Here is a 13,782-nt window from a genome sequence, read left to right on the forward strand (position 1 = left end):
CCATCGCCGCTGGTCCGGCGCTCGGAGCGCGCCCGTGGCGCAGGTCACGTGTCGCGTTGTCACACGGGTCGCGGTGCCGGTGTCTTGCGGACGAACCACTCGTCCCCAACAAGGAGGAAGCTCATGAACACGGCGCTGTGGATCGGGGCGGGGCTGCTGGCCGCGGTGGCGCTGACCGGCGGTGTCAGCAAGGTCTTCGTGCCCAGGGCCAAGCTGGCCGAGGCCCCCGGCGGGCAGTGGACCGAGAGCGCCGGCGACGGCTTCGTGAAGGCGCTCGGCGGCCTGGAACTCCTCGCCGCCGTCGGACTGATCCTGCCCGCCGTGGTCGGCGTCGCGCCCGTCATGGTGCCGGTGACCGCCGCCTGCTGGGTCCTGCTGATGGTCGGCGCGATGGTCACGCACGGCCGGCGCGGCGAGACGGCGTTCGTGGCGTTGAACCTGGTCTACCTCGCGCTCGCGGTCTTCGTCGCGGCGGGCCGTTTCGGCCCGTGGCCCTTCACCGGCTGACCATGCCGGGGAACGTCGTGCGCCGCCGCCCTTCACGGACGGCGGCGCCAGGTGGGGGAAGGGCCGGGATCACAGGGACGGGGTCGCGTACGGGTCGTGCTCGGCGAGGAGCTTGTCGAGGCGCGCCTGGTCGACCCGGGTGCTGATGGCGTACGTCTCCTGCCGGTCGCGGACGCACTTGGCCAGCGTGAACGTGGACGTGATCACATACAGCAGGCCGAGCGCCAGGAACGCGCGGACCCACGCGCTGACCGGCAGGTAGGCCACCCCGACGGCGACGGCGGTGCTGGAGACGGCGAACGAGATCGTCGCCTGGACGAAGAACGCGGCGGAACCGGCCTGGGCGGGCGGCTTGGAGGTCGTCATGGAACGAGTCTGCGGCCCGCCCGCGTCCGGGGCATGAGTACCGGCACTCAGCCGTCCCTGTGCGAGGAACTCAAAGCCCGGCCGGGAGGTCAGCTCACCTTGGACGGGGACGCGATCCAGGTGTTGCAGACGGTCAGGTCGCGCCCGTTGAAACCGGTGACCACCCAGCCCGCGTAGTGGCGGCCCGAGCCGTGGTCGCGCTTCTCCGGCGGCTGGCGGTCGTCGCCCCTGCCCAGCACGTCGTTGACCATGGCCGTGTACTGCTCGCGGGTCATCGGGAGGGTGGTGCGCTCGCTGCCGAGGAAGGCACCGGCGAAGCACTGCGCCTGCAGCTCGATGCGGCGGCTCGCCTCCGTCCGGGTGGCGGTGTCGCCGGACTCCATCTGGCCGTCCCCGTAGAGCAGGATCCCGGCCCGGTCCTGGACGTGGTGCCCGTACTCGTGCGCGATCACGCGGGCGTAGACGGCGTAGTGGGACAGCGGCTCGCCGCCCGACGTCTCCACGACGTGCCGGAGCCCCACGTACATCGTGTTGTTGGCCGGGCAGTAGAACGCGGACGCGCCGGGCGCCGGGTAGGAGCCGCACGGGCTGCGCCCCGGCTCGACCCAGAACACCCGGTCGGGCTTGTCGAACGCGATGCCGGCCTTGGTGAACTGCCTGGTCCACGTCGCGTCCAGGCAGTCGCTCAGGGTGTCCATGAACCCGCGCATGGACTGGGCGGACGGCTGGATCGGCGGCAGGCGGCAGCTCACCGGCGTCAGCGGGCCCGTCTTGTAGATCTTGCTGTTGGTCGCCTTCTCCCGGGGCGTCGAGGGGCCGCTCGACGTGGTGGACGTCCCGGTGCCGCCGACGGCGCCCTGGCTCCCGCCGAACAGCGAGATCCCCAGGATCGCCAGGACGACCAGGGACGTCAGGCCGCCGAAGATGCCCGCGATCGTCCCGCCCGCGCTGCGGCGCGGCGGCGGGCGCATCGGGACGTACCGGTACTGCGGCGGCCCGTAGGCAGGAGACCCGTAGCCCGGCCCGCCGTACCCCGGACCGCCATACGGCGGTCTCCCCTGCGGCTGCGGCCCACCGTACGGCGGACGGCCGTAGGGCGGTCCCGGAGGCCGCGGCGGAGGGGGCGGCGGGGGGTAATGACCTGCCATAGCGCAGAATCATCGCACGCATTCCCGATAGCATTTGCGGCCATGTCTGCTCTTGCGGCGATGTTCCGGTCGCGTCCGGCGGCCCTGGCGGTCTCGGCGGCGCTGGCCGTCCCCCTGCTGACCAGCACTTCTGCGACGGCGGCCGAGGTCAGCGAGGCGCCGGCGGCCGGTGCGGCGGCATCCGGTTTCGCCGCGGCCGAGCGGGTGCTCAAGGACGACGTCGTCCTCACCGCGGTCCAGGGCGGCACGGTCAGGGTGAAGGAGACGATCGTCTACCGGTTCGCCGGGCACGACGGCTTCCAGCGGACGTACCCGACCCGGGCGCACGAGAGCGTCACCGAGGACCGCGTCTACAGGATCGAGAATCTGCGGGCGGCCAGCCCGGACGGCGGGCCGTCCAGGGCCACCGCCTCCAGCGCGGGCCTGCACACGACGGTCAAGGTGGCGGGCGACCGGAAGCTGACCGGCGACCGCACGATCGTCCTGGAGTACGACGTGCGCGGCGCGATCACCCGGATGGGGGCGGCGGAGGAGCTGCGCTGGCCGGTGGTCGGCGGCTGGAAGGTGCCGCTGGACGAGGCGAAGGCCACCGTCGACGGCGGCGCGATGATCCGCAACGTCAACTGCTTCACCGGGCCGATCGGCAGCACGATCGGCTGCACGCAGTACTACACGAACCACACGCACACCCAGGGCGTGTTCGCCCAGCAGGGGATGCTGCCCGGCGAGTACCTGACGGTCGTCGCCGGCCTGCCGGCCGGGACGACGGGCGGGCACGCGATCTACGAGCGCCGCCACACGGTCGCGACCGCGTTCTCCGTCAACGCCGTGACCGGCGCCGCGCTCGGCGGCCTGCTGGTGCTGCTGGTGGGCGGCGTCCTCGCCCTCTACCTGCTGCGCGGGCGGGACGCGCGGACCGTCGGGAAGCGGGCCGCCGAGGGCGACCAGGCGCCGGTGGCCGGGGCGGAGTTCGAGCCGCCGGACGGGGTGCGCCCCGGGCAGATCGGCACGCTGATCGACGAGCAGGCCGACGTGATCGACGTGACCGCGACCATCGTCGACCTCGCCGTGCGCGGCTACCTGCTGATCGAGGAGGAGGACCGGGCCGTCACCGGCCGCCTCGACTGGACGCTGCGCCGCCTCGACCGCGCGCAGGTCGACCTGCTCCCCTACGAGCGGATCCTGCTGGACGCGCTGCTGACCGCCCCGGACGGGTCCGGCCGCGACGCCGTCCGGCTGTCGGAGCTCGGCGGGACGTTCGCGACGAAGCTCGCGCAGGTCAGGTCCGCGATGTACGACGACGTGGTGAAGCAGGGCTGGTTCGCGCGGCGGCCCGACACCGTCCGGTCCCGGTGGACGGTCGCGGGCATCCTCGTGACGCTGCTCGGCATCGCCGGGACGGTCGCGCTGGCGTTCACCACCGAGTGGGCGCTGGCCGGGCTCGCACTGATCATCACGGGCGCGGCGCTGGCCTATGGCGGCCAGTACATGCCGGCGAAGACGGCACGCGGCGCCACGGTCCTCGCGCACACGATCGGTTTCCGCGCGTTCCTGGAGCGGGGCGCCCTCCCCGACGACGGCTCCATCGCGGCGCAGCAGCGGATCGCGCTGTTCTCGCGTTTCCTGCCGTACGCGGTGGTGTTCGACCTCGTGGCGAAGTGGGCCGGGACGGTCAAGGACGCGGGCGAGCGCGCGACGGGCGCCGACAACCTCTACTGGTACGAGGGCCCGGCGGAATGGGACCTGTCGAAGTTCGCCGAGTCGATGCGCACGTTCACGCTGGCCACCTCGGGGTCCATCTCCCAGTCGCGCGGGCTGTGACGGCGCCGGGCGGTTAACCGCCTGACGCCGGGTAAAGCCAGGGGCGAGGAGGTGTCGCCCCATGGTCGCCAGCGCGCTGCTCGCCCAGTCCGACCGCCTCGGGAACGCCTACTTCCTGGCCATCGGCCCGGCCGTCATCTTCGTGGCGCTCATCGGCTGGGTGACGGTGGTGCTGACGGCGTCGCGCACGCGCCGCCACTACCCCGGTGCCGACGACGGCCTGCCGCACCGCGGACCCGTCATGGGCGGGATCATCATGGGCGGCCCGTCCCCGCGGACGCGCCGCGATCCGGGTTCGCCGGTGTCCCACCGCGAGGCCATGGCCCCGGTCGAGCAGGGGCGCGCGGAGGAGGAGGCGGCCCGCGTGCGGGAACGGGCTGAAGCGGAGAACGTCCGCGCCACGCCGAGCACCGGGCACCGCCGCAGATTCGGCCTTCCCAGGCTCCGCTGACCCGAAGGCGGCCGAAACGAAGGACGCGACGCCCGCCGGATTCGGCGACCCGTACCCACACCCCGTCCGGCGGGCGCCGTAGATGCCCGTGGTGACCGTCGAGACCCCTCCCGACGGTCACCACGGGTCAGGCGGTCCCACGGGGCTCCTCGTAAGATGTCTGACATCTTACTTTGGAGGCTTTCGTGGCGTTGAGTCCCGTATCAAGCGGGTCGACGGTGGACGCCGTGCTCGACCAGCTCCAGGCGCAGGTCAGCGGCGGCACGTGGCCGGTCGGCCGGCGGATCCCTGCCGAGCTGGACCTGGCCGCGCAGCTCGGGGTGAGCCGTCCGGCCGTCCGGGAGGCGATCCGGGCGCTGTCGCACGTCGGGGTGCTGGAGGTGCGGCGCGGCGACGGGACGTACGTGCGCAGCAGCGCCGACCCGCGTCCGCTGCTGCGGCGGGTGTCCCGCGCGTCCGCCCGGGACGTGTTCGAGGTGCAGCTCGCCTACGACGTCCAGGCGGCCCGGCTGGCGGCGCGCCGCCGCACCGACGCTGACCTGGCGCGGCTGGAGGAACTGCTCCGCGCCCGCGACGAGGCCACCGAGCCGGACGCGTTCGGCGCCGCCGACGCGCGGTTCCACCTCGGCGTCGCGGAGGCCTCCCGCAACCCGGTGCTGATCGAGGCGATGCGGTTCTTCATCGACCGGCTGCACGAGTCGATGCGCGCGATCCGGCTGGACCACGAGGTCCCCGAGGCGGGACCGGCCCGGCACCGCGCCGTGCTGGACGCGATCGCGGCGGGCGATCCGGAGGCCGCCGCGTCGGCCGCCGCCGCCGTCGTGGAGCCGACCCTCGCCGTCCTGGAGTCCCTGCTCGGCGATGCCGGCGCGCCCGAGGAGGACGCGTGACCGGGCGGCGCGCCGGGCTCGCCGGCGCCCTGCTGATGATCGTCCTGCTGGCGGTCAACCTGCGGCCGGCGGTCGCGGCGGTCGGGCCGCTGCTGACCGAGATCAGCGACGCCTTCCGCCTGTCCGGGACGGCGGCGGGCGCGCTCACCACGCTGCCGCTGGCGTTCTTCGGCTCCTACGGGCTCGTCGCCGCCTTCCTGCGGCGCCCGCCGCGCAGCGAGACGCTGCTGGTGTGCGCGATGGCGCTGCTCGTCGCCGGGCTGCTGCTGCGGCTGCCGGGCGGCGTGGCCGCGCTGTTCGCCGGCTCCCTGGTCGCGGGGATCGCGATCAGCATCGGCAACATCGCGGTGCCGGCGATCATCAAGCGGGACCACCCGTCCCGGATCACCACGGTCACGGCGGTCTACACGGTCGCGGTGACGGCGGGCGCGTCCCTGTCCTCCGGGCTCGCCGTGCCCGTGGAGAACCTGTTCGGCGCGTCGTGGCGGCTGCCGCTCGGCCTGCTCGCGATCCCGGCGGCGCTCGCCGGGCTGCTGTGGCTGCCGAGAGCGCGGCGGGCGGCGCGCGCGGCGCGCTCGGCCCCGCCCGCGGAGCCCCCGCACGGCGTCGCGGCGCTGGTGTGGCGGTCGGGGCTGGCCTGGCACGTCACGGTGTTCATGGGCCTGCAGTCGCTGCTGGCCTACGTCGTGCTCGGCTGGCTGCCGACGCTCTGCCAGGACCGCGGGATGGACGAGGCGACCGCCGGCTACGTGCTGGCACTGGTGGCGGCGGTCCAGGCGGTCGGCTCGCTGGCCGTCCCGGTGCTGGCCCGGCGGACCCGCGACCAGCGCCCCCTGGTGATCGCCACGGTGGCGCTGACCGCGCTGGGCTTCGTCGGGGTGACCTGGGCGCCGATCGCGTCGGTGTGGGGCTGGACCGTGGTCCTCGGCCTCGGCCAGGGCCTCGGGTTCGCGACCGCGCTGTCGTTCATCGGGCTCCGCGCCCACGACGCCCACGTCGCCGTCCAGCTGTCGGGGATGGCGCAGGGCGTCGGCTACGTCATCGCGGCGCTCGGCCCGCTCGCCCTCGGCGCGCTGCACGACGCCACCGGCGGATGGACCGTTCCGATGCTGGGCGTCCTGGCCGTCTGCGCCGCGCTGGCCGTCCCGGGCCTGCCCGCCGGACGGCTCCGCACCGTCGGCGCGCCCGCCGGCCCGGCGCCCGAAACGGTTAATACGGGATCCAGCGGACACATCCCTAACTGACCCTAGGAAGGGCCGATTCATGCCATCGGGAGGTGGTCCGCCTTGCTCACCACGATCGTCGCCGACCCCGTGCTGGCGGACACGTCCCCCACGGGCGCCCGTTACTTCGTCTGGATCATCCCGTTCCTGATCGTCGCCGCCCTGGTGGTCTGGGTGTACGCGACGCGCGCCGCCTCGTCCAGGAAGCTCCACTCCGAGCGCAGGAACAACCAGCTGAACCAGCGGGGCATGGAGCAGGGCGGCTACTACACCTACGCGCCCGGGATGTTCTCGCACAGCTACCCGCCGGCCAAGGACGGCCAGCCGGTGGAGTTCCGCAAGGACAACCCCCAGCCCGGACGGGAACCGAAGAAGCCGTGGCCCGACGGCGTCCTGTACGAGCAGACGATCTTCAAGGGCGAGTTCGAGGACCTCAAGGCGTCCAAGAACAACGAGAACACCGAGAGCCGCTAGCAACCCGCCCGGCTAGCACTCCGGCGGTCAGTCGTGATCTTGCTGGTGGGGGGTGCTCCCGGCGTGGTGGGTCGCGCAGTCGGCCGCCCGGCGCTGCATGGTCCTGCGTTGTTGTGTGTTCGCCGTCAGGGCCGCGGAGTCGAGGAAGTACCGCCGCGCCTCCTCGTGGTTCCCGGCGCCGCAGGACAGGTCGCCCGCGACGGCCGGGAGGAGGTGGTAGCCGCGCATCGCCGGATGATCCAGGAGCGGGCGGACGACGTCCAGTCCGGCCTGCGGCCCGAATGCCCGACCGATCGCGACGGCGCGGTTGAGTTCGACCACGGGCGACGAGGTGATCTGCACGAGCCCGTCGTAGAGGGCCGCGATGCGCGGCCAGTCGGTGTCCGCGGCGGTCGTGGCCCGAGCGTGGCACGCGGCGATCGCGGCTTGGAGCGCATAAGGTCCCGCGGTGCCGTGCAATCGGTGGATCCGCTCGATGAGCGCGAGCCCGCGGCGGATCAGCAGCCGGTCCCACCGGGTCCGGTCCTGGTCCATCAGGAGCACAGGGTCACCGTGCGGGCCGACGCGGGCGGTCAGCCGTGACGCCTGGAGTTCGATCAGCGCGAGAAGGCCGAGGGTCTCGGTGTCGTCCGGTGTCAGACTGGCCAGCATCCGCCCGAGCCGCAGCGCTTCGGAGCACAGTTCGGGGCGGACCCAGCTGTCGCCGCTGGTGGCCGAGTACCCCTCGTTGAACACCAGATAGATGACCTCCCGGACGGCGTCGAGGCGTGTTGGACGCTCGGCCGGTCCGGGGAGCTCGAAGCGGATGTCGGCCGCCGCGAGAGTACGTTTGGCGCGGACGACGCGCTGGGCGATCGTCGCCTCGGGGGCGAGGAAGGCCCGGGCGACCTCGCCGGTCGTGAGGCCGCAGACCAGTTTGAGGGTGAGCGCGGACCTGGCGTCCGGCGACAGGATCGGGTGGCAGGCCATGAAGATCAGCCCGAGGAGGTCGTCGGCCAGGTCGCCGTCGACGATCTGACCGATGTCGAGATCGGTGCTCCGCGGCGTCGTCGCCGCGACGAGGTGGTATTTGTGCCGCTGGGTGTCGCGTCGCCGGATCCGGTCGACGGCGAGGAATCGGGCGGTCGTGTTCAGCCAGCCCGCCGGGTTGCTGGGAACGCCTTCGTGCCGCCACTTCTCGATGGCGGCGACGAAGGTGTCCTGGGCGAGTTCCTCGGCGGTGTCGAGGTCACCGACGAGCCTGACGAGACGGGCGACGATGCGGGGGGACTCGACGCGCCACAGCGTCGCCAGCATGGCGTCGAGGTCTCCTGCTTCCATGACGGCGGCCGCCGGGTCCGGGACGGCGTTCTACTGCAGGTCGGAGAACTCGACGACGCGGCGTACGTCGATGCGTTCCACACCGGTGATCAGCGCGAACTTGCGGGCGTGCTCGACCGCTTCGGCCAGCGAATCGACCTCGAGGATCGCGAAGCCGGCGATCAGTTCCTTGGCCTCGGCGAACGGGCCGTCGATGATCCGCACGTTCCCGTCAGCGATCTCAAGCCGAGCGCCGGACGAGCTCGGGTGGACCCCTTCGCCGCCGAGCAGAACGCCGGCCATCGCCGACTCCTTCATGTACTCGCCGATCGCGGCCTGCTGTTCCGGTGTGGGCGTGACACCGTTCTCCATGGCCTCGGTCTCGTAGTGCATCACCATGTAACGCATGGTCAGGTCTCCTTTGCCTTGGTGATCATTGTCGTTGGCTCGGCACACGGTGTGCCGTTCGACGCCGCACGTTCTCGACACCGGGGCCACACATTCTTACCGCGGTCCGTCTTGTCGGTCGCCGGCAAGACGGCGGCTGACCATGGGCACGATGATCGCGGCCGCGACGAGGTGAGCGGCGACGAGGGTCAGCTTGGTCCCCATGGAGGTGGCCGCCGCGGTCAGCGGGGCGATGAGGGACACGAGCACGAGCACGCTGGTCACGATGGCGTAGGTGCGGGCCGGCCGGGACGAGCGCCGGTTGATCAGCGCGGCGATGCCGGTTCCGATGACCATGACCATCGCGATGGAGATCGCGCAGGCGCCGGCGTCGACCGGCACGACGCTGGAGGCGCTCCCGCCAGGGTCGCCGACCGCGAGCCGGACGCCCGCGGCCCGGACGACGGCGCTGAACGCCTCGGTCGCCGCCGCGGCGAAGCCCGCGGCGATCAGGCTCGTCCGCAGCAATGCGCGGAACGGGACCCGGGCGGCGGCGGTGTCGGAGTGGTTGCTGGCCGATCCGGCGGTCATCGCAGGCTCCCTGGGCTTGAGGCGAGCACCGCTTTCTCGGTGCCTTCACGCGTTCTGCCGAACGGCCGGCGGCCGAATCGACAGCCGCCGCAAACGAACCACCGAAATCCGGATCAATCCCGGGGCGGCCACCCCACGACTGGATTTCCGGATCGCCCGGCGGGATCTCGCTGCGGAGTCTGCTCTCCACATGGCCGACGAGTTCCGTTCCACGGCCTCCCGGCGGCGTGACCGCGGCGGGCTCAGGTGGTCGCCGCGTCGATGGCCGGTGTTCTCAGCGTGCGGTGGGCTGCGGCGAGGCTGGTGGCCAGGGCGAGTGCGGCGGCGATGGCGGCGACGGCGAGGTAGAGCAGGACGTTGCCATGAGGGACGGGTGAGCCGGAGCGGGCGATGCTGAACGGGATGATCGTGACGAGGGAGGCCAGTGTGCCGAACAGGACGCCGGTGGCGGCGAGTACCGTTCCCTCGCCGGCGACCATTTGCAGTACCTGACGGGGTGTGGCGCCGATGAGGCGTTGCTGGCCGAATTCACGGCGGCGGTCCACGGTGGTCGCGACCAGGGAGTTGACCACCATGATGGCGGCGAAGAGCAGGATCATGCCGATGACGATCATGTTGGTGGTCTCGGCGTTGCGGTAGTCGGCGGTCTCGGTGATGCCGGAGGCGGCGTTGACGGCGTTGTCGGTGGCCTGCATGTAGAGGGTGCCGGTGGCGATGCCGGTGAACAGGATGATCGGCATGACCGCGGTGGACATGGGGCCGGTGCGCTGGGCGAGGTTGAGCGCGGCCAGCTGGCCGGCGGCACCGCGGCGCTGCAGTGGTCCCTCAAGCCAGGCGGTGACCCGGCGCAGCAGTACGGGGGCCAGCAGCGCCAGGCCGATGGAGAACCAGATGGCGGCCGGGCCGGCCGTGGCCATCGGCTCGAAGTCGTCCTTGCCGCGCATCGCGGTCGCGGTGATGACGGCCAGGTCGGTGCCGAGGAACAGGAACACAGCGGCGGCGGCCACCCGTTTGCGGCTCATCCGGGCGTCGCCGGCGGCGGCGTCCAGGAGGGACGCGGTGGCGCTCATTCGGGCGGTGCGCCGGGCGGCGGTGAGCGCGGCGGCGGTGGCCGCGACGAGCGTGACCCCGTATCCGATGTGGATGGCGAACCCGCCGAAGTGATGGGTGATGCTCGTGGCGATCTGCCCGTTGGCGGTCAGCCGGTCGAGCAGCCAACCGCCGGTGTAGGCGGCGGGGACGATCGCCAGGGACACCGCCGCCACGGCCAGGATCAGAGCCTCCCCGGTGATCATCCGGGTGATCTGGCCCGGGGTCGCACCGATGTTCTTCAGCAGTGCCATCTCCGCGGCGCGTTGCCGTACCGACAGGGTGAGGGTGGAGGTGACGGCGAACGTCACCAGCAGCAGTCCCCAGCCGCCCACCACGAGGCCCAGGACATTGAGGGTGCTCTCGCCGGCGGGATCCACGCCCTTGGCGCCGGCCGTGTCCAGCAGGGAGCCGAAGGCCATGAGGATCATGGCGCCGCAGAACATCGCCAGGAAGCTGGCGGCGAAACCGCCGGAACGGCGGCGAAGGGAATTCAGGGCGAGTGTGAGCATGGTCAGATCGCTTCCGGGATCGGGGCGGCCTGGGCGGCGCGCTGCTGCTCGGCGAGTTCCCCCAGGTGAGTCATGCGCTCGGCCACCGCGTCGGGGGTCGGGCCGGCCAGGCGTCCGACGATCCTGCCGTCGGCCAGGAAGAGCACCGATCCGGCGTAGGAGGCGGCGACCGGGTCGTGGGTGACCATCACCACCGTCCGCCCCTGCTCGGACACGGTACGGGCCAGCAGCCGCAGCACCTCGCGGGCGCTGCGGGTGTCCAGCGCGCCAGTCGGCTCGTCGGCGAAGATGACGCTGGGGCCGGTGACCAGAGCCCGGGCGATCGCGACCCGCTGCTGTTGCCCGCCCGACAGTTGGGCCGGACGGTGCCCCTGCCGACCGTCCAGCCCAACCTGGGCCAACACCGCAGCGGCGGCGGCCGGGTCGGCCCGCCTGCCGGCCAGGCGCAGCGGAAGGGTCACGTTCTGCAGCGCGGTCAGTGTGGGCAGCAGGTTGAAGTGCTGGAACACGAAACCGATCCGCTCGCGACGCAGCCGGGTGAGTTCGGTCTCGCTGCGCCCCGTCATCTCCACACCGCCGACGACGACGCTGCCGGCGGTCGGGGCGTCCAGCCCGGCCGCGCACTGCAGCAGGGTGCTCTTCCCCGAGCCGGACGGGCCCATGACAGCGGTGAAGGTACCGGCGGGCAGCGTCAGGGACAGCCCGTCCAGGGCGGTCACGGCGGCAGGCCCTGTTCCGTAGATCTTGCGAACGGCCTCCAGCCGTAGCGCGTCGGTCGGCATCCTCATCCTCATTTCAGGTGTGAGCGGGCGTTGAGGTGGTCGAAGGCATCAAAGCCCTCAGCTCGGCTCTGGCCTGACCCGAAGGGGAAGGCGGGCTTGTCCGCAGCAACGCTCGGAACGGGGCCCGGGCGTCGGCGGTGTCGGTGCTGGACGGTCCGGCGGTCATCGCAGGCTCCCAGAACGTGATCCGAGCACCGCTTACCCGGTGCCTTCACGGGTTCTGCCGAACGGCCGGCAGCCGAATCGACAGCCGCCGCAAACAAACCACCGAAAGCCGGATCAATACCGGCCGCACACGCCCGGACACGCTGCCGATGTGCTCGGCGGCCACCGCCGGGACCGGGGGTCGGCAAGATCCGACCCACCATCTGATGTCGGCGCAAGCTCCGGAAGTCGTCTGAGCGTGCGGGGCCGATGATGCGTCAGGTGGCGAGCCGGTCCAGGACGACGACCGGGGCGACCTGGCAGGCCTAGTGGGTCTGGGCCGGTGACACCGCGCGGCGCCAAGCGGCCGGGGTGCCCGCCAACCGGCACTTCGCCACCAAGCCCGCCACCGGTCACGCTGGCGCCGACGCCATCAAGCCCACGCCCGCACAGCCACTACCAGCGACAACAGACCCGAAGACACTGAAGATCACGACTTACCGCTGGAGTACTGGGAGGCCGGGGGCCGCTCCGCGTCCCCTTCGCGGGAGTAGATGGTGACGACGAGCCCGGAGTCGAAGGCGTGGGCGTCGGTCGGGGTGAACGCCGCCAGGGAGAAGGGACCGTCGAACAGGGGGATCCCGGATCCGATCACCATCGGGTGGCGCTTGATGACCAGCGCGTCGATCTCGTCCACCAGCGCGGCGGCGAGCTTCCCGCCGCCTGCGAGCCAGATGTCGAGCCCCTCCCGCTCCTTCAGCCCCCGGACCAGGCCGACCGGGTCCCGGGGGACGACGGTCACGGCCGGGTCATCTATGCCGAGCGTCGTCGAGACGACGTACTGCTCCAGCTGCGGATACGGGCTGGTGAGCCCGATGGCCAGACCCGGCTCGTAGGTACCCCGCCCCATGACGACGGTGTCGAAATGGCGGTTCGGGGCGTCGCCTATGCCGAGCGGACCGCGGGCATGGGCGGGCAGCGTCTCGGGGTACTCGGCCATGATCATCTCGGCGGGCTCGCCCTCGAAGGGAAAGAAGTCGAACTGCCCGTCCGGTCCGGCGATGAAGCCGTCGAGGGTGGCGGAGACGTAGTAGACCAGCTTGCGCATGCGGTGCTCGCTTTCAGGCGTCGGGCGCGGGAGCGGGGACGGACGGTGGATCAGCGGACGGACCCGGGCTTGCGCGGCGGCCGCGGCCGCGGAACGGTGCGGGGCTTCGGGACGTGACGGTCCCATCCGGGATGTCCCGCGCGACCGGGCAGGACTACGCGGTCCTGGGACGGCGAGGAAGGGGTGGTGATCCGGGCGCGCATGCGATCTCCTTTTCACTGACTTTGATGTACTCTGTGTGAAGTGGTTTGAACTTAGTACTGCACTTGCAGTGATTGCAAGTCGTTGTGATGGAGGTCACAGTGCGACGCAACCCCGCCCGTCGGGCCGCCCTGCTGGACGCGGCGATCGAGGTCCTGGCCCGCGAGGGGTCGCGCGGCCTGACACTGCGCGCGATCGACGCCGAGGCGGGCGTCCCCACCGGCACCGCCACGAACTACTTCGCCAACCGCGCCGACCTGCTCACCCAGGTCATGCACCGCACCCGCGAGCGCCTCACCCCCGACCCGCAGGCGCTGGCCGAGACGATGCGGCAGGCGCCCACGCACGCGCTGGTCACCGAGCTGATGCACCAGCTCCTCGGCCGCATGCGGGCCGACCGGACCGGCTATCTGGCCATGCTGGAGCTGCGCCTGGAGGCGACCCGGCGCCCGGAGCTGCACACCGAGCTCGGCGGCTTCCTCACCGCCGAGCACGAGGAGATCGTCCGCTACCACCTGGACGCGGGCCTGCCCGGCGACGCCACGGGCGTCGGCCTGCTGTACTTCGCGATGGCCGGGCTGCTCCTGGACGACTTCACCGCCCCCGCCATCACGGAGCCCTACGACACCGACGCCCTGATCGACAAGATGGTGCACCGGCTGCTGCCGGAGGGGAGCTAGGGCCTGTCTCGAAATGGCCTCGGGCACGCGCGCGAACGCGTGACCTGCCCGGTGCAGCGAAGCCGGAGGCGAGCGAAACCGGGCTGATCGCGAAGCGATGCCGCGTTCG

The 13,782-nt window shown here is 72.0% G+C and carries 15 protein-coding genes; 7 read left to right on the forward strand and 8 right to left on the reverse strand.

From position 1 onward, the window contains the following. Positions 1 to 123: 123 nt before the first annotated feature. Complete coding sequence (locus AB0H37_RS41585; protein WP_360618151.1) at positions 124 to 507, forward strand: DoxX family protein; 384 nt, start codon at positions 124 to 126, stop codon at positions 505 to 507. A gap of 69 nt (positions 508 to 576) precedes the next feature. Here AB0H37_RS41585 and AB0H37_RS41590 read toward each other — a convergent pair whose 3' ends face one another. Then, a complete protein-coding gene (locus tag AB0H37_RS41590) occupies positions 577 to 873 on the reverse strand; it encodes a YiaA/YiaB family inner membrane protein (protein WP_179832334.1) in 297 nt (98 codons plus the stop codon). 89 nt (positions 874 to 962) lie between these two features. Continuing rightward, positions 963 to 2,021 carry a neutral zinc metallopeptidase gene (locus tag AB0H37_RS41595; protein ID WP_329095653.1) on the reverse strand — a complete coding sequence of 353 codons (1,059 nt, stop codon included), beginning with the start codon at positions 2,019 to 2,021 and terminating at the stop codon, positions 963 to 965. 42 nt (positions 2,022 to 2,063) lie between these two features. Between AB0H37_RS41595 and AB0H37_RS41600 the strand changes: the two genes are divergently transcribed. The 5 genes from AB0H37_RS41600 (at position 2,064) to AB0H37_RS41620 (ending at position 6,880) form a co-directional block, all read left to right on the forward strand. Continuing rightward, complete coding sequence (locus AB0H37_RS41600) at positions 2,064 to 3,842, forward strand: DUF2207 domain-containing protein (protein ID WP_360618152.1); 1,779 nt, start codon at positions 2,064 to 2,066, stop codon at positions 3,840 to 3,842. A 61-nt stretch (positions 3,843 to 3,903) separates the two neighbouring features. Beyond that, positions 3,904 to 4,293 (forward strand): hypothetical protein, encoded by a 390-nt coding sequence (locus AB0H37_RS41605; RefSeq protein ID WP_329095656.1) that lies wholly within the window; start codon positions 3,904 to 3,906, stop codon positions 4,291 to 4,293. A gap of 185 nt (positions 4,294 to 4,478) precedes the next feature. Beyond that, positions 4,479 to 5,183 carry an FCD domain-containing protein gene (locus AB0H37_RS41610; protein WP_218934960.1) on the forward strand — a complete coding sequence of 235 codons (705 nt, stop codon included), beginning with the start codon at positions 4,479 to 4,481 and terminating at the stop codon, positions 5,181 to 5,183. Beyond that, a complete protein-coding gene (locus AB0H37_RS41615; RefSeq protein ID WP_360618153.1) occupies positions 5,180 to 6,427 on the forward strand; it encodes an MFS transporter in 1,248 nt (415 codons plus the stop codon). Before AB0H37_RS41610 ends, AB0H37_RS41615 begins: the two co-directional genes overlap by 4 nt. A gap of 42 nt (positions 6,428 to 6,469) precedes the next feature. Then, complete coding sequence (locus AB0H37_RS41620) at positions 6,470 to 6,880, forward strand: hypothetical protein (RefSeq protein ID WP_329095660.1); 411 nt, start codon at positions 6,470 to 6,472, stop codon at positions 6,878 to 6,880. A 27-nt stretch (positions 6,881 to 6,907) separates the two neighbouring features. Here the strand turns inward: AB0H37_RS41620 and AB0H37_RS41625 are convergent, their stop codons facing one another. The 6 genes from AB0H37_RS41625 to AB0H37_RS41650 all read right to left on the reverse strand — a co-directional run bounded on the left by AB0H37_RS41625 (position 6,908) and on the right by AB0H37_RS41650 (position 12,792). Continuing rightward, complete coding sequence (locus tag AB0H37_RS41625) at positions 6,908 to 8,200, reverse strand: RNA polymerase sigma factor (RefSeq protein WP_329095662.1); 1,293 nt, start codon at positions 8,198 to 8,200, stop codon at positions 6,908 to 6,910. Between the two features lie 30 nt (positions 8,201 to 8,230). Continuing rightward, positions 8,231 to 8,587, reverse strand: coding sequence for a YciI family protein (locus AB0H37_RS41630; RefSeq protein WP_360618154.1), 357 nt, complete (start codon positions 8,585 to 8,587; stop codon positions 8,231 to 8,233). A gap of 96 nt (positions 8,588 to 8,683) precedes the next feature. After that, positions 8,684 to 9,157 (reverse strand): DUF6069 family protein, encoded by a 474-nt coding sequence (locus AB0H37_RS41635; RefSeq protein WP_329095665.1) that lies wholly within the window; start codon positions 9,155 to 9,157, stop codon positions 8,684 to 8,686. A gap of 242 nt (positions 9,158 to 9,399) precedes the next feature. Then, positions 9,400 to 10,758, reverse strand: a complete 1,359-nt coding sequence (locus AB0H37_RS41640) for an FtsX-like permease family protein (RefSeq protein ID WP_360618155.1) — start codon at positions 10,756 to 10,758, stop codon at positions 9,400 to 9,402. A gap of 2 nt (positions 10,759 to 10,760) precedes the next feature. Then, entirely contained in the window at positions 10,761 to 11,540 is a 780-nt protein-coding gene (locus AB0H37_RS41645) for an ABC transporter ATP-binding protein (RefSeq protein WP_360618156.1), read from the reverse strand. Positions 11,541 to 12,174: 634 nt separating this feature from the next. After that, positions 12,175 to 12,792 carry a dihydrofolate reductase family protein gene (locus AB0H37_RS41650; protein WP_360618158.1) on the reverse strand — a complete coding sequence of 206 codons (618 nt, stop codon included), beginning with the start codon at positions 12,790 to 12,792 and terminating at the stop codon, positions 12,175 to 12,177. A gap of 302 nt (positions 12,793 to 13,094) precedes the next feature. Between AB0H37_RS41650 and AB0H37_RS41655 the strand changes: the two genes are divergently transcribed. Beyond that, positions 13,095 to 13,673 carry a TetR family transcriptional regulator gene (locus AB0H37_RS41655; protein WP_329095673.1) on the forward strand — a complete coding sequence of 193 codons (579 nt, stop codon included), beginning with the start codon at positions 13,095 to 13,097 and terminating at the stop codon, positions 13,671 to 13,673. The last annotated feature ends 109 nt before the right edge of the window (positions 13,674 to 13,782 follow it).

The organism is Actinomadura sp. NPDC023710 (genome assembly GCF_040639875.1).
GTDB classification, from domain to species: domain Bacteria; phylum Actinomycetota; class Actinomycetes; order Streptosporangiales; family Streptosporangiaceae; genus Spirillospora; species Spirillospora citrea.